The organism is Streptomyces griseofuscus, assembly GCF_014673495.1.
Classification (GTDB): domain Bacteria; phylum Actinomycetota; class Actinomycetes; order Streptomycetales; family Streptomycetaceae; genus Streptomyces; species Streptomyces murinus.
Genome location: NZ_CP051006.1, coordinates 3,042,184 through 3,060,225 on the forward strand (window position 1 = coordinate 3,042,184; position 18,042 = coordinate 3,060,225).

Genomic DNA, 18,042 nt, shown 5'->3' on the forward strand with positions numbered 1-18,042 from the left:
TTACGTCACTTGGCGGCAGCGGCAGGAGTGTCCTCGCCGAGCAGCTTGCCGTCCGAGGTCTCGAACTGCTTCTTGAACTCGGCCACCGCGTCGTCGATCGCCTGGATCGTGTCGTTCGACATCTTGGCGCCCTCCTTGATGGAGGTCATCAGGCCCTGGTGCTTGCGGTGCAGGAAGTCCAGCAGCTCCCGCTCGAAGCGACGGACGTCCACGACCGGGACATCGTCCATACGACCGTTGGTGCCGGCCCACACGGAGACGACCTGGTCCTCGGTGGCCATCGGCTGGTACTGGTCCTGCTTCAGCAGCTCGACCATGCGCTGACCGCGCTCCAGCTGGGCCTTGGAGGCCGCGTCCAGGTCGGAACCGAAGGCGGCGAACGCCTCCAGCTCACGGAACTGGGCGAGGTCCACACGGAGGCGGCCGGAGACCTGGCGCATCGCCTTGTGCTGGGCGGAGCCACCGACTCGGGAGACCGAGATACCGACGTTCAGCGCGGGACGCTGACCGGCGTTGAACAGGTCCGACTCCAGGAAGCACTGGCCGTCGGTGATGGAGATGACGTTGGTCGGGATGAACGCCGAGACGTCGTTGGCCTTCGTCTCGACGATCGGCAGACCAGTCATCGAACCGGCACCCATCTCGTCGGAGAGCTTGGCGCAGCGCTCCAGCAGACGCGAGTGCAGGTAGAAGACGTCACCCGGGTAGGCCTCACGGCCCGGCGGGCGGCGCAGCAGCAGGGACACGGCGCGGTAGGCGTCGGCCTGCTTCGAGAGGTCGTCGAAGATGATGAGGACGTGCTTGCCCTCATACATCCACTGCTGACCGATGGCCGAACCGGTGTACGGCGCAAGGTACTTGAAGCCGGCCGGGTCGGACGCCGGGGCGGCGACGATGGTCGTGTACTCCAGCGCGCCGTTCTCCTCCAGCGAGCGGCGAACGCCCGCAATGGTGGAGCCCTTCTGGCCGATGGCGACGTAGATGCAGCGGACCTGCTTCTTCGGGTCGCCGGTGCGCCAGTTGTCGCGCTGGTTGATGATGGTGTCGACGGCCAGGGCGGTCTTGCCGGTCTGGCGGTCACCGATGATCAGCTGACGCTGACCACGGCCGATCGGGGTCATCGCGTCGACGGCCTTGTAGCCGGTCTCCATCGGCTCGTGCACCGACTTGCGCTGCATGACCGTGGGGGCCTGCAGCTCAAGGGCGCGGCGGCCGGACGTCTCGATCTCGCCGAGGCCGTCGATCGGGTTGCCGAGCGGGTCGACAACACGGCCGAGGTAACCCTCGCCGACCGCGACGGAGAGCACCTCGCCGGTACGCGTGACCGGCTGACCCTCCTCGACGCCGCTGAACTCGCCGAGGACGATGGCACCGATCTCGCGCTCCTCGAGGTTGAGGGCGAGGCCGAGGGTGCCGTCCTCGAACTTCAGCAGTTCGTTGGCCATGGCCGAGGGAAGACCCTCGATCTTCGCGATGCCGTCGCCGGCAAGGGTGACCGTACCGACTTCCTCGCGCGAGGCCGCGTCCGGCTTGTACGACTGGACGAAGTTCTCCAGCGCGTCCCGGATCTCCTCCGGCCGGATCGTGAGCTCCGCCATCTGGGTTCCCTGCTCTCCTTGTTGGGCCCGAAGTTTCACTTTGGGGGGATGGGGACTCCCCCCAACAGGAGGTGAATCCTCTGCACGGCCCAACCAGGGCCGTATGTACGTACTGCTATTACTCGGTATGTCGAGGTGCTGCGTCGCTGTCGCGTCGCCGCTAGCTCGCCATGCGGCGGGCGGCCTCGTCCAGTCGGTCCGCGAGCGAACCGTTGATGACCTCGTCACCGACCTGGACCCGCATACCGCCGACGACGTCGGGGTCCACATCCAGGTTGAGGTGGATCCGGCGGCCGTAGAGCTTGCCGAGAGCGGCGCCGAGGCGCTGCTTCTGGGTGTCGCTCAGCGGTACCGCCGAGGTGACGACGGCGACCAGACGGTCCCGGCGCTCCGCGGCCAGCTTGGACAGGGACTCCAGTCCCGCTTCCAGGCTACGACCACGCGGCGCGGCCACGAGGCGCACGACCAGACGCTCGGTGGCGGGCTTGGCCCGTCCGCCCAGCAGCCGGTTCAGCAGCTCGGTCTTGGCCGCGGCACCCGCGGTGCGGTCGGTCAGGGCGGCGCGCAGCTCGGTGCTGGAGGCGACGATCCGGCCGAAGCGGAACAGCTCGTCCTCGACCTCGTCGAGGTTGCCACGCTTCTCCGCGGCGGTGAGGTCGGCGATGTCCGCCAGCTGCTCCGTCGCGTCCACCAGGTCGCGGGGCTGCGACCAGCGGGCGCGGGCCATCCCGGCCACCAGGTCGGCGGCCACGCCGCTGACCTGGGCACCGAGCAGGCGCTGGACCAGCTCGGCCTTGGCCTCTCCGGACTGCGCCGGGTCGGTGAGAACCCGGCGCAGGCCGGCCTCGCGGTCGAGCAGCGCGGTAACGGCCGCCAGCTCGTCGGCGAGCGCGGCCGCGTCCACGGACGTGGAGTCCGTCAGCGCGTCAAGACGCTCCCGTGCGGCTGCCAGGGCCTCGCGGCTCGCTCCGTTCATCGCGCGGCCTCGGCCTTCTCCTCGAGCTCGTCGAGGAAGCGGTCGATCACACGGCTCTGCCGGGCGTGGTCCTCAAGGGACTCGCCGACGAGCTTGCCGGCCAGGTCGGTGGCGAGCTTGCCGACGTCCTGACGCAGCGTGGACGCGGCGGCCTTGCGGTCGGCCTCGATCTGGGTGTGACCGGCGGCGACGATCTCCTCGCGCTGCCGCTGGCCCTCGGCCCGCATCTCGGCGATGAGCGTGGCACCCTGCTCCTGCGCCTCCTGGCGCAGTCGCGCGGCCTCGTGCCGTGCCTCGGCCAGCTGGGCCTTGTACTGCTCAAGGACGCTCTGGGCCTCGGTCTGCGCGGCCTCGGCCTTTTCGATACCGCCCTCGATGGCCTCGCGACGCTCTTCCAGAACCTTGTTGATGTTCGGGAGGAGCTTCTTGGCGAGGAAGCCGAAGACGATGACGAAGGCGATCAGGCCGATGACGAGCTCCGGCCACGGCGGAATGAGAGGGTTCTCCTTCTCCGCCGCAAACTGAACCCATGAGTGGGTCATCTCAGTGCCTTTCGTCGAATGGGCTGTCGCTGTCGTTCGACTCAGGAGTAGACGAACGGCATGACGAGGCCGATGAGGGCCAGCGCCTCACAGAACGCGAAGCCGAGGATCTGGTTGGAGCGGATCAGGCCCGCCGCCTCGGGCTGACGCGCAAGAGCCTGCGTGCCGTTACCGAAGATGATGCCGACGCCGACGCCGGGGCCGATGGCCGAAAGGCCGTAACCGACGGAGCTGAGCGAACCAGTGACAGCGGCAAGGGTCTGGGACATGCCAGTTCTTCCTTTTCTTTACGGACCGGTGGGGGGTTGGCCACCGGACGACCAGGGTTTCGGGGCGGGGTGGCTCAGTGGTGCTCGGCGAGCGCGCCCTGGATGTAGGAGCAGGTCAGCAGGACGAAGACGTACGCCTGGACGGCCTGGATGAACAGCTCGAAGGCGGTCATGACGATCGTCATCACGAACGAGACGCCGGCGTAGGCGATACCGATGCCGTTCAGCATGTACCAGCTGGCGATCGTGAAGAGCACGATCAGCGTGTGGCCGGCGAACATGTTCGCGAAGAGTCGGACGGCGTGGGTGAAGGGGCGCACCAGCAGGTTCGAGAAGAGCTCGATGACCATGGCCAGCGGCAGCACCGCGCCGAGCGACTTGTCGTAGCCCGTGAAGTTCTTGAACGCGCCGACGAAACCGTGCCGCTTGAAGGTCAGCGAGACCCACAGGACGTAGACGATCGCGGCCAGGGCTGCCGGGTAGGCGATGATCGCCGTCACCGGGAACTGGGCGACCGGGATGACCGACCAGAGGTTCATCATCCAGACGAAGAAGAAGAGAGAGACGATCAGAGGTACGTACTTCTCTCCTTCCTTCTTGCCGATGGTCTCGTAGACGACACCGCGGCGCACGAAGTCGTAACCGGCCTCGCCGACCATCTGGAGCTTGCCCGGGATGACCTTGGCCTTGCCGAAGGCGGCCCAGAAGAAGCCCACGACGATGATGGAGCCGAGCAGGGCGAGGAGCATCGGCTTGTTGAAGTAGAGGCCGTTCGTGTCCCCCCAGATCGGCTCGAAGAGGAACGAATGCAGGCCCGGAGCGACGGTCCCGAAGCCGCACCCGCTGAACAGGTGGCAGCTCGAGTCGAAAGCGAGCGTCTGCGTCGGATCAGCACTCACCGCGGGCTCCTTCATCGTGGCGCATAGGTACGGCAACCTCGTTGTGTCGGCGCGGCGTGCGGCCGCGGGTCGGCACGGGACTGGTGTGACGGATGTGGGGGCGGCTGGGGGGCATCTCGCCTCGCGATCGAACAGGCGTCAGCTCAGATGCCCGCGCCCGCGATGCCGCAGTTGGCACCGGACGATAGCAGCATGCGTGCTGCGCCTTTATCCCGGCCCTACCTCTCACGACGAACGCCCTGTCTTTTCGGGCTTGTCACCCGAGGACGAGGCGTCCGGATCGACGTAGAGGGTCTTGGCCTTCATGTGCGCACGCGTCTGCGCACTGATCCACGCGAGGGTGGCGACCACAAGCGTGATGGCGAAGGCGCGCGGATTGAAGAGCGTGGTGTTCTTGAACAGTGCGACGAAGATGACCATCAGCAGCAGCTGAGCCGCGTAGAGCATCAGGCCCATCATCTGGAACAGCTGCGGAAATGATTTGGCGGTGCGCTGGAGCACGTAGAGGCCGAGCCCCATGAACAGGATCACGACCAGCGTCGCGACGACGGCCCCGATCGCCCCCTTGCCACCCGCGACCACACCACTGACGACGACGGCAAGCGCGCCGACGACAGCCGTGGGTACGGCGGCCTGGGTCAGGATCCGGGCGTCAGAAGACGGCATGGCGGCAACTCCGCTTTCACAGGGGGGCAGGTGTCGTCATGGACGAGCGTAGTCCCGGGCTGAGTGAACGAGACCTCACACCAAAGGACCGTCGCACTACGGTCCGTCGGTTCTATCCCGGGTTCTCGTGAACCGTATCACAAACTATTTGATGAGGTCTTTACCTGGTAGGTGTGCTTGCTGTCACACATGAGAGTGACTCTGCACGTCTGATCAGATACCGAGCCGCTTTGTCTGGTATTAGGGATCTTTGCTCCCCCACGACTTGGCAATGCTCTAGTCAGATTCTTACCTTGCCCGGCTCAGGAACGGTCAGGAAAACGCTCACGAGTGCCGATTGCGGTCGCCCCGTTGACGCCGGACACACCGGCCGTGACGGGCGCGCGCTCATCGGTCTCCGGCTCGTCGGGAGCGTCCTGCGCGGCCGCCTCCAGGGCGAGTTCCGCCTCCGCCGCAGCGGCCGCCCGCCGGCGCCGGTAGCGCGGCGGCACGAAGCGCTGGGCCCACACCGGCACCCGCGGCGTGAAGCGCGGCAGGAGCAGCAGGACGAGGCCCACGGCGCTGAGGAAGACGACGCCGAGCACGATCCACATCGACGCCGAGTTGACCGAGTAGGCCAGCGCGCCGAAGGCGATCAGCGCCGACCAGAAGTACATGATCAGCACCGCGCGGCTGTGCGAGTGGCCGATCTCCAGCAGCCGGTGGTGCAGATGCCCGCGGTCGGCGGCGAACGGCGACTGACCGCGCCAGGTGCGGCGCACGATGGCCAGCACCAGGTCGGCGGCCGGGATCGCGATGATCGTCAGCGGCATCAGCAGCGGGATGTACACCGGCACCATCTGGTGCACGGTGGCGCGCTCGGAACCGGAGAACAGGTTCATCACGTCCGGGTCCACCTGACCCGTGATCGAGATGGCGCCCGCGGCCAGCACCAGGCCGATCAGCATGGAGCCGGAGTCGCCCATGAAGATGCGCGCCGGGTGCATGTTGTGCGGCAGGAAGCCCAGGCACATGCCCATCAGGATCGACGCGAACAGGGTGGCGGGGGCGGCGGCCTCGATGCCGTACGACACCCAGACGCGATACGCGTACAGGAAGAACGCCACCGTCGCGATGCACACCATGCCGGCCGCGAGACCGTCGAGGCCGTCCACGAAGTTCACGGCGTTGATGGTGATGACGACGAGCGCCACGGTCAGCAGCGTGCCCTGCCACTGGGTCAGCGCCACATTGCCGACGCCGGGGATGGGCAGCCACAGGATCGTCAGACCCTGCATCACCATGACGCCCGCGGCGATCATCTGGCCACCGAGCTTGATCAGGGCGTCGATCTCGAACTTGTCGTCCAGGACGCCGATCAGCCAGATCAGGGCGGCGCCGGAGAGCAGGGCCCGCGGCTCGTTGGACTTCTCGAACACCCAGTTCAGGCTGGACAGGTGGTCGGCGACCAGCAGGCCCGCGCACAGTCCGAAGAACATCGCGATCCCGCCGAGGCGCGGAGTGGGCTCCCGGTGCACGTCCCGGGCCCGGATCTCCGGCATCGCCCCCGCCACGATCGCGAACTTCCGCACCGGCCCTGTCAGCAGGTACGTCACCGCGGCCGTGATGCAGAGCGTCAGCAGGTATTCACGCACGGGCTTCCCCACAGGTCTCGCTGGCCATCACAGCCCCACAGCCTAGCGGCGGGCGTATACGTCTGAGGACTTCCGGGTAGCCAGGATGGTTGCAGACCATGCTGTGAGACACACCGCGCCCGGTTCCGGTCAGCTCGGATACGGCGGGAACGCGCCGGTCAGCTCCTGTACCTCGGCCCGCGCCCCGGCCGGTTCCGGGTGCCCGCGCACCACCGCGGCGAGCAGTTTCGCGATCCGCTCCATCTCCGGCTCGCCCATGCCCTGGGTGGTCACCGCGGCCGTACCCAGGCGCAGGCCCCTCCCGTCGCCGTGCGGCAGGGCGCAGCAGTCCAGGACGATCCCGGCGGCGGCGAGCCGGCCGCGGGCGGTACGGCCGTCCACGCCGAGCGGCGCCGCGTCGGCGGTGATCAGATGGGTGTCCGTGCCGCCGGTGGTGACGGTGAGCCCCTCCTCGGCGAGATGGCCGGCCAGGGTGCGGGCGTTGGCGACCACCTGGTGCGCGTACGTGGCGAACGCCGGGGTCGCGGCCTCACCGAACGCGACGGCCTTGGCGGCGATGGTGTGCATCTGCGCCCCGCCCTGGGTGAACGGGAACACCGCCCGGTCCACCCGCTCGGCCAGCTCGGCGCCGCACAGGATCATGCCGCCGCGGGGTCCGCGCAGCACCTTGTGCGTGGTCGCGCAGACGATGTCGGCGTACGGCACCGGGTTCGGGGCGGCGCCGCCCGCGACGAGGCCGATGGGATGGGCGGCGTCCGCGATCAGATAGGCGCCGACCTCGTCGGCGACCTCGCGGAAGAAGGCGTAGTCGATGTGCCGGGGGTAGGCGATGGAGCCGCACACGATCGCCTTGGGGCGGTGGTTGCGGGCCAGATGGCGCACCTGGTCGTGGTCGATCAGCCCGGTCTCCGCGTCGACGCCGTAGCCGACGAAGTCGAACCAGCGGCCGGAGAAGTTGGCCGGGGAGCCATGGGTGAGATGACCGCCGTACGGCAGGCCGAGGGCGAGGACGGTGTCGCCGGGGCGCAGCAGGGCGGCGTAGGCGGCGAGGACGGCGGAGGAGCCGGAGTGGGCCTGTACGTTCGCGTGCCGGGCCCCGAACAGCGCGCAGGCCCGCCGTACGGCCAGCCGCTCGGCCATGTCCACGATCTCGCAGCCGCCGTGGTGGCGGGCGGCGGGGTAGCCCTCGGCGTACTTGTTCGCCAGCGGGGAGCCGAGGGCGGCGAGGACGGCGCGGGAGGTGAAGTTCTCCGCCGCGATCAGCTGGAGCGACGTCGACTGCCGGCGCAGCTCCGCCAGCAGGAGCTCGGCCACCTCGGGATCCTGCTGCCGCAGGACATCGGCCTCGTGCAGGGTGATGACCGACATGACGGACTCCGGGCGGTCGACGGTGACGTATCCCCAATGTAGGCCGGGGTTCGTCAGGGGGCGCGGTGTCGACCGGCGCGGACGGCTCGGTGGGCGCGCACCGCGCCCGGCACTACATCCGTGCCGGGACTCCGGTGAGCGCCGTGACGACGGGGTCCAGCGCGTCCCGTATCTCGTCGCCGATGGAGCGGAAGAACGGCAGGGGCGCGCCGTAGGGGTCGTAGACCTCGTCCGCCTCGGCCGTGGGGGCCAGGAGCCAGCCGCGCAGGGCGGCGGCGGCGCGGACCAGGGCGCGGGCGCGCATGACGAGGCCCTCCTCCAGCGGCGGCAGCGTCGCGGGGTCGATCGCGCGGACCAGGCGCGTGAACTCCTTGAGGGTGAACGTGCGCAGGCCCGCCGAATGGCCCATGGAGATGACCTGGGCGCGGTGGTCGCGGGTCGCGGTCAGGACCAGGTCGGCCCGGATGACGTGCTCGTCGAGCAGTTCCCGGCCCATGAAGCCGGAGGCGTCCGCGCCGAACTCGGCCAGCACGGTCTCCGCGTTGGCCTCCATGGGCGCGCCCTCATGGCCCCAGGTGCCCGCGCTCTCCACGATCAGCCCGCCGCCGAGCACACCGAGGCGCTCGGCGACGAAATGCCGGGTCAGCCGCTCGGTGATGGGCGAGCGGCACACATTTCCGGTACTGACGTGGAGGATGCGGAAGGTGTCGCGCGGAAACCCGAACGTCGTCGTCTCTTCCGCGAGGCGCTCCCCGATGCCTATGCCACGCCCCGCTTCAGGGGCCGTCAATTCGCCACCTCAAGGTCGGGTACGACCTTGCGCAGCTCGTCCGCCGAGATGGCGCCCTCGCGCAGCAGCACCGGCACATCGCGGGAGACGTCCACGATGGACGAGGGCACGATGCCCGGGGTCGGGCCGCCGTCGAGGTAGACGGAGACGGAGTCGCCGAGCATGTCCTGCGCGGCGTCGCAGGTCTCCGGCGACGGGTGTCCTGTGAGGTTGGCGGAGGACACGGCCATCGGGCCGACCTCGGTGAGCAGCTCGATGGCGACCGGGTGCAGCGGCATGCGCACGGCGACCGTGCCCCGGGTGTCGCCGAGGTCCCACTGGAGGGACGGCTGGTGCTTGGCGACCAGCGTCAGGGCGCCCGGCCAGAACGCGTCGACCAGTTCCCAGGCCATCTCGGAGAAGTTCGTGACCAGGCCGTGCAGGGTGTTCGGGGAGCCGATGAGCACGGGGGTGGGCATGTTGCGGCCCCGGCCCTTGGCGGCGAGCAGATCGGCGACGGCCTCGGAGGAGAACGCGTCGGCGCCGATGCCGTAGACCGTGTCGGTCGGCAGCACCACCAGCTCGCCCCGGCGGACGGCGGACGCGGCTTCGCGCAGACCCGTCGCGCGGTCGGTCGCGTCGTTGGTGTCGTATCGCCGTGCCATCTAACGGGCCTCCTCGTACACAAACTGCGGGGTTGAAGTCTCGGCGCCGGTCACGGCAGCGCCTTGCGGGCGGTGGCGAACCGCGGCCGGTTGTTGAGGTCGGGGTGATCGGCCGCGTCGGCCCAGCCCCGCTCCTCGGTGAAGATCCACGGCACCTGTCCGCCCTGGGTGTCGGCGTGCTCGATGACGACCACCCCGCCGGGCCGCAGCAGCCGGTGCGCGGTGCGCTCGATGCCGCGGATCAGGTCGAGCCCGTCCTCCCCCGAGAACAACGCGAGTTCGGGGTCGTAGTCGCGGGCTTCGGGGGCGACGTACTCCCATTCGGTGAGCGGGATGTACGGCGGGTTGGAGATGACCAGGTCGACCTGGCCGTCCAGATCGGGGAACGCGGACAGGGCGTCGCCCTGGCGCAGGTCGACCCTGGACCCCTCGACGTTCTTGCGGGTCCAGCGCAGCGCGTCCTCCGACAGCTCCACGGCGTGCACCCGGGAGCGCGGCACCTCCTGGGCGAGGGCGAGCGCGATGGCACCGGAGCCGGTGCACAGGTCGACGATGCACGGCTCGACCACGTCCATGGCGCGCACCGCGTCTATGGCCCAGCCGACCACCGACTCGGTCTCCGGCCGGGGCACGAACACGCCTGGCCCGACCTGGAGTTCCAGGTAGCGGAAATAGGCCCGCCCGGTGATGTGCTGGAGCGGCTCGCGCTGCTCGCGCCGGGCGATGACCTCCCAGTACCGGGCGTCGAAGTCCGCGTCCTTCACGGAGTGCAGTTCGCCGCGCTTGACGCCGTGCACGAACGCGGCGAGCTCCTCCGCGTCGGTGCGCGGCGAGGGCACGCCGGCGTCGGCCAGCCGCTGGGTGGCCTGGGCCACCTCCGCGAGCAGCAGGTTCACGCAAGTCCTCCGGAAGTCAGCACTCGTATTTGCCGTAAGGCGGCGTCGCCCTACGCGGCCGCGAGCTTCGCCGCGGAGTCGGCGTCGACGCAGGCCTGGATGACCGCGTCGAGTTCACCGTCCAGGACCTGGTCCAGGTTGTACGCCTTGAAGCCGACACGGTGGTCGGAGATGCGGTTCTCCGGGAAGTTGTACGTACGGATCTTCTCGGAGCGGTCGACGGTGCGGACCTGGCTGCGGCGGGCGTCCGCGGCCTCCCGCTCCGCCTCCTCCTGGGCCGCGGCGAGCAGCCTGGAGCGCAGGATACGCAGGGCCTGCTCCTTGTTCTGGAGCTGGCTCTTCTCATTCTGGCAGGAGGCGACGACACCGGTGGGCAGGTGGGTGATGCGCACCGCGGAGTCCGTGGTGTTGACGGACTGGCCGCCGGGACCGGAGGAGCGGTAGACGTCGATGCGGAGGTCGTTCGGGTTGATCTCCACGTCCACCTCCTCGGCCTCGGGGGTGACGAGGACACCGGCGGCGGAGGTGTGGATACGGCCCTGGGACTCGGTGGCCGGCACCCGCTGCACGCGGTGCACGCCGCCCTCGTACTTCAGCCGCGCCCACACGCCCTGGCCGGGCTCGGTCTGCCCGCGGGTCTTCACCGCGACCTGGACGTCCTTGTAGCCGCCCAGCTCGGACTCGGTGGCGTCGATGATCTCGGTCTTCCAGCCGACGCGCTCCGCGTAGCGCAGGTACATGCGCAGCAGGTCGCCGGCGAACAGCGCCGACTCGTCGCCGCCCGCGCCCGCCTTGATCTCCAGAATGACGTCCTTCTCGTCACTCGGGTCACGCGGGACGAGCAGCAGGCGCAGCTTCTCGGTCAGCTCCTCGCGCTGCTGCTCCAGCTCCTTGACCTCGGCGACGAAGTCCGGGTCGTCGGCGGCCAGCTCGCGCGCGGTCTCGATGTCGTCGCCGGCCTGCTTCCAGGAGCCGTACGTGCCGACGATCGGGGTCAGCTCGGCATAGCGCTTGTTCAGCTTGCGCGCGTTCGCCTGGTCGGCGTGGACCGACGGGTCGGCGAGCTTCGTCTCGAGGTCGGCGTGCTCGGCGACGAGGTCCTCGACTGCCTCGAACATCTTTCGGCTCCTGTACTGCGGTGAAGGGAAGGGGCGGGCGACCAAAAACGCCGGTCCCGGACGCACGCCCTCGCGGACGTACGGCCGTGGACCGGCGAATGGGGGCTCGCTACTTCTTGGAGCCGGCGGCAGCCTTGCCGAAGCGGGCCTCGAAGCGGGCCACACGGCCACCGGTGTCGAGGATCTTCTGCTTGCCCGTGTAGAACGGGTGGCACTCGGAGCAGACCTCGGCACGGATGGTGCCGGAGTCGATGGTGCTCCGCGTGGTGAACGACGCGCCACAGGTGCAGCTGACCTGCGTCTCGACGTACTCGGGGTGGATGTCGCGCTTCAAGGTTTCTCCTAGGTTTCGGGAGGGCTCCGGGTCGCCGCCGCGGGCTGCGGGGACGTGAACCGGGGCCGACGTACCAGTCTGCCAGGACTGGTGCCATCCCCCCAAACCGGGGGTGCGGTTGTTCTATTCCCGGGCGGTCCCGCGGCCGTCCGTCAGCCGCTCACCACACCGCCGGCCTCGCCCGAGGCGGTGCCCTTGGCCGACGCGGGTATCGGGCGGTCGTTCTTCAGCGCGTCCCACACCAGGCGGGCCTTCGACTTCTCCAGCAGGACGCGGTTGGGGTTGGCCGGGTCGTACTGGACGGGCATGGTGACCATCGTCATGTGCCGGGCGTCGATGCCCTTGAGGCCGTCGGCGAAATTGACGAGGGAGTTGACCGAGCCGAGGTCGGAGTCGGTGGTGACGGCCTTGGTCGCGGTGTCGGCGAGGTCGTACAGCTTCTTGGGGTCGCTGAAGACGCCGACGTTCTTGACCTGGCCGAGCAGCGCCTTGACGAAGGCCTGCTGGAGCTGGATGCGGCCGAGGTCGGAGCCGTCGCCGACACCGTGCCGGGTACGGACCAGGCCGAGGGCCTGCTGTCCGTCGAGGGTGTGCGTGCCGGCCTTGAGGTCCAGATGGCTCTGCGGGTCGGCGATGGCCCTGGTCGTGGTGACCGGGACGCCGCCGAGGTCGTCGATGAGCTTCTGGAAGCCCGCGAAGTCGACCTCCAGGTAGTGGTCCATGCGGATGCCGGTGAGGGCCTCGACGGACTTCACGGCGCAGGCCGCGCCGCCGGTGGAATACGCCTCGTTGAACATCACAGCGCTCGCGGCCGGGTGCGTGGTGCCCTTGGTGTCGGTGCACGCGGGGCGGTCCACCAGGGTGTCCCGGGGTATGGAGACCACGCTGGCCTTCTTGTGGCCCTCGTAGACGTGCACGATCATCGCGGTGTCGGAGCGGGCGCTGCCGTCGTCCGTGCCGCCGCCGAGCTTCTTGTTGGTGCCGGCGCGGGTGTCGGAGCCGAGGACCAGGATGTTCTCGGAGCCGTTGTCGATCTTCGTGGGCCGGTCCTTGCCGAGGACCTGGTTGATGTCGACGCTGTGCAGGTTGCCGTTGAGCTTGAAGTACAGGTACCCGGCTCCGGCGCCGCCGAGCACCAGCACGCCCGCGGCCGTCCAGGCCGTCGCGAGCAGGGCCTTGCGGCCGGTGCTACGGGGCTTGCGGCGCCGTCCCCGGCCTCCGCGGCCGGGCTCCTGGGCGCCGGTCTGAGGTATCGGTTCCGGCATGCTCTCGGCGGACACGGCACTCCTAGGTCTCGTCGATCGGTTACCCCCTGCGGTCAGGGTCAGGCGCGGTCATCACCGCTCCATCGTCCCTCCGCGCGGTAGGACGGAGAAACTCGGGACAGCGTTGCACAACGCAGAGTGCCCACCGCGTGGGGCGATGGGCACTGTGTGTAGTGGGACGGATCGGGAGTACGGCGCTCACCTGCGGTTTTGGCGCCGGTCGTCCTATGCTGCCGACTGGGTGCGGAACGTGATGCTTGTGGCAAAGGTCTCGGTTCGCACACGACGGAGGCCGCCCCCGCGGGGACGGCCTCCGTCAGCTGGCTGCGGAGACTCAGTCGCCGTTGCCGGGGGTCGGCGTCGTCTTCTGGATCTGCATCAGGAACTCGACGTTCGACTTGGTCTGCTTCATCTTGTCCAGCAGCAGCTCGATCGCCTGCTGCTGGTCCAGGGCGTGCAGCACCCGGCGCAGCTTCCAGACGATGCCCAGCTCCTCGGCGCCCAGCAGGATCTCTTCCTTACGGGTGCCGGACGCGTCCACGTCCACCGCCGGGAAGATGCGCTTGTCGGCGAGCTTGCGGTCGAGCTTGAGCTCCATGTTGCCGGTGCCCTTGAACTCCTCGAAGATCACCTCGTCCATGCGGGAGCCGGTGTCCACGAGCGCCGTCGCCAGGATGGTGAGCGAGCCGCCGTCCTCGATGTTGCGCGCGGCACCGAAGAAGCGCTTCGGCGGGTACAGCGCGGTCGAGTCGACACCACCGGACAGGATGCGGCCGGAGGCCGGCGCCGCGAGGTTGTAGGCGCGGCCCAGACGCGTGATGGAGTCCAGCAGCACGACCACGTCGTGGCCCAGCTCCACGAGGCGCTTGGCGCGCTCGATGGCCAGCTCGGCGACCGTGGTGTGGTCCTCGGCCGGGCGGTCGAAGGTCGAGGAGATGACCTCGCCCTTGACCGACCGCTGCATGTCGGTGACCTCTTCCGGACGCTCGTCGACCAGGACGACCATCAGGTGGCACTCGGGGTTGTTGTGCGTGATCGCGTTGGCGATCGCCTGCATGATCATGGTCTTGCCGGTCTTCGGCGGGGCCACGATCAGACCGCGCTGACCCTTGCCGATCGGCGACACGAGGTCGATGATCCGGGTCGTCAGCACGCCCGGGTCCGTCTCCAGGCGGAGGCGGTCCTGCGGGTACAGCGGCGTCAGCTTGTTGAACTCCGGGCGGCCGCGGCCGTGTTCGGGCGCCATGCCGTTGACGGAGTCGAGGCGGACGAGCGCGTTGAACTTCTCGCGGCGCTCCCCGTCCTTCGGCTGACGGACCGCACCGGTGAGGTGGTCACCCTTGCGCAGGCCGTTCTTGCGGACCTGGGCGAGGGAGACGTACACGTCGTTCGGGCCCGGCAGGTAGCCGGAGGTCCGGATGAAGGCGTAGTTGTCGAGGATGTCCAGGATGCCCGCGACGGGGATCAGGACGTCGTCCTCGGCGACCTGCGGCTCGGCGATCTCGTCGCGGCCACGACGGCCACGACGGTCGCGGTAGCGGCCACGACGGCCACGACGGCCGCCCTCGAAGTCGTCGTCGTCCTGCTGCTGCCGGTCCTGGCGGCCGCCCTGCTGGCCCTGCTGCTGACGCTGGCCGCCCTGCTGGTCGTCGCCCTTGTTGCGGCGGTCGCCGCGGTCACCGCGCTCAGCGCGGTCGCCACGCTCGCCGCGCTCACGGCCGCGCTCACGGCGGTCGCGGCGGCCGCGGCCCTCGCCGTCACCGGCGTCGTTCTTCGCGGACTCGCCCTGCTGCTGCGGCTGCTGGGCGGACGCGTCGGCCTTGGCCTCGCTCTTCGCGTCGGTACGCGCCTCGGTCTTCGCCTCGGCGGCGGCCGTCTCGGCACCGCCCGCGGCGGGGCTGCCGGCCTCGGCGGTGGCACGACGACGACGGCGCTCGGTCGGCGCGTCGTCTCCGGCGGCGGGCTGACCGGGAATCTCGATCTGCTGCTGCGCCTTCTCGGCGGGCGCCTCGGACTTGGCCGCCTTCTGCGCGCCGTCCGCGCTCTCGCCGGTGCGGGCCTTGGAGGTGGTCCGGCGCTTCGGCTTGGTCTCGGTGGCGGCCTCGGCCTTGGGGGCACTGCCCTGGGCCTGCGCCTCCTTGATGACCTCGATCAGCTGGCTCTTGCGCATCCGCGCCGTGCCCCGGATACCGAGGCCCGAGGCGACCTGCTGCAGCTCGGCCAGCACCATGCCCTCAAGGCCGGTACCCCGGCGCCGCCGGGAGCCGGCACCGGTGGCAGGCGCGGAGGCGTCCGTGGCGGGCGCGGCAGCGGTCTCCTCGACACGTGCGCCCATCAGATCGGTGGTGTCGCTCACGAAGGGTCCTTCCCTGGAGCGGACGTCGGCCTGTCTGGCTCGGCGACCGGTTGTGCTGTCCGACTACGGTCCTGTCTTCGTGAACCGTGCCGGGGCGGTGGTCCGCCAACGCGGCGGAAGAGAAATGTGCGGTGACGGCGCTTCCGCGAGCCGTGACACCCGGTGTCACGTGGCGTGGTAGCACCTGTTCCGGAGCATGCCCTGCGGCCGGCTCAGCGCTCGCACACGACGTACTGCCCAGGTACGGCGCGCGGAACACGGAGTGGCGTGGGGGGCTCCCGGAAGAATGTCTGTCCCGGACGGGGACACGTGGCACCTCGCCATGGTGGGGTCGGGTGCAGACTTGAGATTAACACTACCGGATCCAACAAACATTCCCCCTCTCCAAATCCGGCAACCGTGTGTCAGGGCGCAAGCGGCAGCACGCTCGCTCCCCGCATATCCAGGTCCAGCCGGTTGGCGGCCCAGCCGTCACCGGCGAGGTGGGAGACCTTGTCGGCGGTGCCGGCGTCGGTCAGGGCCATGACGGTGGGTCCTGCGCCTGAGATGACGGCCGGGATCCCGTCCGCCCGCAGCCGCTCCACCAGCGCGGCGCTCTCCGGCATGGCCGGGGCGCGGTACTCCTGGTGGAGGCGGTCCTCGGTGGCGGGCAGCAGCAGTTCGGGGCGCCGGGTGAGGGCCTCCACGAGCAGGGCGGCACGGCCCGCGTTGGCGGCGGCGTCGACATGCGGAACGGTGCGCGGCAGCAGTCCGCGGGCGATTTCCGTCAGGACCGGCTTTCCGGGTACGAAAACCACCGGAACGATGGAATCGTCGGGGTCCATTCTGATCGCGCGGGCCGCGCCGGATTCCATCCAGGACAAGGTGAATCCGCCGAGCAGACAGGCGGCCACATTGTCGGGATGGCCCTCGATCTCGGTGGCCAGCGCCAGCAGCGCCGCGTCGTCCAGACGGGCCTCGCCGCCTATGGTCACGGCGCGGGCGGCCACGATGCCGGCGCAGATGGCGGCGGAGGAGGAGCCGAGCCCCCGGCCGTGCGGGATGCGGTTGGCGCAGACGATCTCCAGGCCCCGGGGCTGGCCGCCCAGTAGGTCGAAGGCGGTGCGCAGGGCGCGGACGAGGAGGTGACGCTCGTCGCGCGGCAGATTCTCGCTGCCCTCACCCGCGATGTCGATGTGCAGCCCGGAGTCGGCCACCCGGACGACGACGTCGTCGTAGAGCCCCAGCGCGAGGCCCAGGGCGTCGAAGCCCGGACCGAGATTGGCGCTGGTGGCGGGGGTGCGCACCCGGACGGCGGCGGCTCGGAAGGCTGGACCGGCCATCGCTCGAAGACTCTCCTTGAGCTGCGTGACTGTCAAAGACATTCGATACGTACGTGGAGACCCTCGGCCGCGCAGACGGCGCGGCGTTGCCCCTATGCGCAGTGCATATGCAACAAGCGGGTTCGGTACAGCGTATCGAAGGAAGGTTCAGTAGCGACATAGGGCGCACAGGAGGCGCACGATGCGTGTCGTAAGCCCCTTGTGCACCCTGACAGGGTCTGGCAGGAACGCGGACGCCCCTGTCAGACCCTGTCGGGGAAGACCCCGGTGTGCCCCGGTATATCCGGTGCGCCTCGATGTCTCAGGCGAGGCCGAGGCGCTCGGCCGCGGTGGCCGCGTCGACCGGGACGGTGACCGGCTGGGGTGCGCCGGCGACGGCCCAGTCGGGGTCCTTCAGGCCGTTGCCGGTGACGGTGCAGACGATGCGCTGGCCCGGGTCGACCTTGCCCTGCTCGGCGGCCTTGAGCAGACCGGCGACCGAGGCGGCGGAGGCGGGCTCCACGAAGACACCCTCCTGCGCGGCCAACAGCCGGTAGGCGCGCAGGATTTCACGGTCCGTCACCTCGTCGATGGCGCCGCCGGACTCGTCCCGGGCCGCCAGGGCGTACTGCCAGGAGGCGGGGTTGCCGATCCGGATGGCGGTGGCGATGGTCGACGGGTCCTTGACGACCTCGCCGCGCACGATCGGGGCGCTGCCCGCGGCCTGGAACCCCCACATGCGGGGCGTCCGGGTGGCGATCTTGTCGGTGGCGTACTCCTGGTAGCCCTTCCAGTACGCCGTGATGTTGCCCGCGTTGCCGACCGGCAGGACGTGGATGTCGGGTGCGTCACCGAGCATGTCCACGATCTCGAAGGCGGCCGTCTTCTGGCCCTCGATCCGCACCGGGTTGACCGAATTGACCAGCGCCACCGGGTAGTTCTCGCTCAGCGAGCGGGCGAGCGTGAGGCAGTCGTCGAAGTTTCCGTCGACCTGGAGGATCTTCGCGCCGTGCACCAGGGCCTGGCCCATCTTGCCGAGCGCGATCTTGCCCTGCGGCACGAGCACGGCCGAGACCATGCCGGCCCGTACGGCGTACGCCGCGGCGGAGGCGGAGGTGTTGCCGGTGGACGCGCAGATGACGGCCTTGGCCCCCTCCTCCTTCGCCTTGGAGATGGCCATCGTCATGCCGCGGTCCTTGAAGGACCCCGTCGGGTTCGCGCCCTCCACCTTGAGGTGGACCTCGCAGCCGGTGCGCTCGGAGAGCACCTGCGCGGGCACGAGGGGCGTGCCGCCCTCACGGAGCGTCACGACCGGCGTGGTGTCGGAAACCGGCAGCCGGTCCCGGTACTCCTCGATGATTCCGCGCCACTGGTGGGTCATTGCTC

17 protein-coding genes are annotated in these 18,042 nt (G+C 69.6%); all 17 read right to left on the reverse strand.

Annotated elements, in window-relative coordinates; genetic code table 11:
* Positions 1-5: 5 nt before the first annotated feature.
* The 17 genes from atpA to thrC all read right to left on the reverse strand — a co-directional run bounded on the left by atpA (position 6) and on the right by thrC (position 18,037).
* A complete protein-coding gene (atpA, locus tag HEP81_RS13265) occupies positions 6-1,598 on the reverse strand; it encodes a F0F1 ATP synthase subunit alpha (protein ID WP_037656498.1) in 1,593 nt (530 codons plus the stop codon).
* 160 nt (positions 1,599-1,758) lie between these two features.
* A complete protein-coding gene (locus tag HEP81_RS13270) occupies positions 1,759-2,574 on the reverse strand; it encodes a F0F1 ATP synthase subunit delta (RefSeq protein WP_037656499.1) in 816 nt (271 codons plus the stop codon).
* Positions 2,571-3,116 (reverse strand): F0F1 ATP synthase subunit B, encoded by a 546-nt coding sequence (locus HEP81_RS13275; RefSeq protein WP_037656500.1) that lies wholly within the window; start codon positions 3,114-3,116, stop codon positions 2,571-2,573. Before HEP81_RS13275 ends, HEP81_RS13270 begins: the two co-directional genes overlap by 4 nt.
* A gap of 41 nt (positions 3,117-3,157) precedes the next feature.
* On the reverse strand, positions 3,158-3,385 hold the full coding sequence (gene atpE / locus HEP81_RS13280) for an ATP synthase F0 subunit C (RefSeq protein WP_037656501.1): 228 nt from the start codon (positions 3,383-3,385) through the stop codon (positions 3,158-3,160).
* 74 nt (positions 3,386-3,459) lie between these two features.
* Positions 3,460-4,299 carry a F0F1 ATP synthase subunit A gene (gene atpB, locus HEP81_RS13285; RefSeq protein WP_037656502.1) on the reverse strand — a complete coding sequence of 280 codons (840 nt, stop codon included), beginning with the start codon at positions 4,297-4,299 and terminating at the stop codon, positions 3,460-3,462.
* 210 nt (positions 4,300-4,509) lie between these two features.
* The gene (locus HEP81_RS13290; protein WP_037656503.1) at positions 4,510-4,950 is read right to left on the reverse strand and encodes a Cg1360 family ATP-synthase-associated protein; all 441 of its coding nucleotides are present in this window, start codon (positions 4,948-4,950) and stop codon (positions 4,510-4,512) included.
* Positions 4,951-5,252: 302 nt separating this feature from the next.
* Positions 5,253-6,584, reverse strand: coding sequence for an MraY family glycosyltransferase (locus tag HEP81_RS13295; protein ID WP_037656504.1), 1,332 nt, complete (start codon positions 6,582-6,584; stop codon positions 5,253-5,255).
* A 129-nt stretch (positions 6,585-6,713) separates the two neighbouring features.
* Entirely contained in the window at positions 6,714-7,952 is a 1,239-nt protein-coding gene (locus HEP81_RS13300; protein ID WP_037656506.1) for a serine hydroxymethyltransferase, read from the reverse strand.
* Between the two features lie 112 nt (positions 7,953-8,064).
* A complete protein-coding gene (locus tag HEP81_RS13305; RefSeq protein WP_037656507.1) occupies positions 8,065-8,742 on the reverse strand; it encodes an arsenate reductase/protein-tyrosine-phosphatase family protein in 678 nt (225 codons plus the stop codon).
* Complete coding sequence (locus HEP81_RS13310) at positions 8,739-9,386, reverse strand: L-threonylcarbamoyladenylate synthase (RefSeq protein ID WP_037656508.1); 648 nt, start codon at positions 9,384-9,386, stop codon at positions 8,739-8,741. Before HEP81_RS13310 ends, HEP81_RS13305 begins: the two co-directional genes overlap by 4 nt.
* A 50-nt stretch (positions 9,387-9,436) precedes the next feature.
* Complete coding sequence (gene prmC, locus HEP81_RS13315) at positions 9,437-10,282, reverse strand: peptide chain release factor N(5)-glutamine methyltransferase (RefSeq protein ID WP_037656510.1); 846 nt, start codon at positions 10,280-10,282, stop codon at positions 9,437-9,439.
* 50 nt (positions 10,283-10,332) lie between these two features.
* Positions 10,333-11,400 (reverse strand): peptide chain release factor 1, encoded by a 1,068-nt coding sequence (gene prfA, locus HEP81_RS13320; protein WP_037656513.1) that lies wholly within the window; start codon positions 11,398-11,400, stop codon positions 10,333-10,335.
* 109 nt (positions 11,401-11,509) lie between these two features.
* The gene (rpmE, locus tag HEP81_RS13325) at positions 11,510-11,734 is read right to left on the reverse strand and encodes a 50S ribosomal protein L31 (RefSeq protein ID WP_018571447.1); all 225 of its coding nucleotides are present in this window, start codon (positions 11,732-11,734) and stop codon (positions 11,510-11,512) included.
* Between the two features lie 152 nt (positions 11,735-11,886).
* The gene (locus tag HEP81_RS13330; protein WP_037656514.1) at positions 11,887-13,014 is read right to left on the reverse strand and encodes an LCP family protein; all 1,128 of its coding nucleotides are present in this window, start codon (positions 13,012-13,014) and stop codon (positions 11,887-11,889) included.
* Positions 13,015-13,333: 319 nt separating this feature from the next.
* Positions 13,334-15,355, reverse strand: a complete 2,022-nt coding sequence (rho, locus tag HEP81_RS13335) for a transcription termination factor Rho (protein WP_037656517.1) — start codon at positions 15,353-15,355, stop codon at positions 13,334-13,336.
* A gap of 404 nt (positions 15,356-15,759) precedes the next feature.
* Positions 15,760-16,677 (reverse strand): homoserine kinase, encoded by a 918-nt coding sequence (thrB, locus tag HEP81_RS13340; protein WP_037656518.1) that lies wholly within the window; start codon positions 16,675-16,677, stop codon positions 15,760-15,762.
* Positions 16,678-16,978: 301 nt separating this feature from the next.
* Positions 16,979-18,037: a threonine synthase gene (thrC, locus tag HEP81_RS13345; RefSeq protein WP_037656519.1), complete on the reverse strand. Its 1,059-nt coding sequence runs from the start codon at positions 18,035-18,037 to the stop codon at positions 16,979-16,981.
* Between the last annotated feature and the right edge of the window lie 5 nt (positions 18,038-18,042).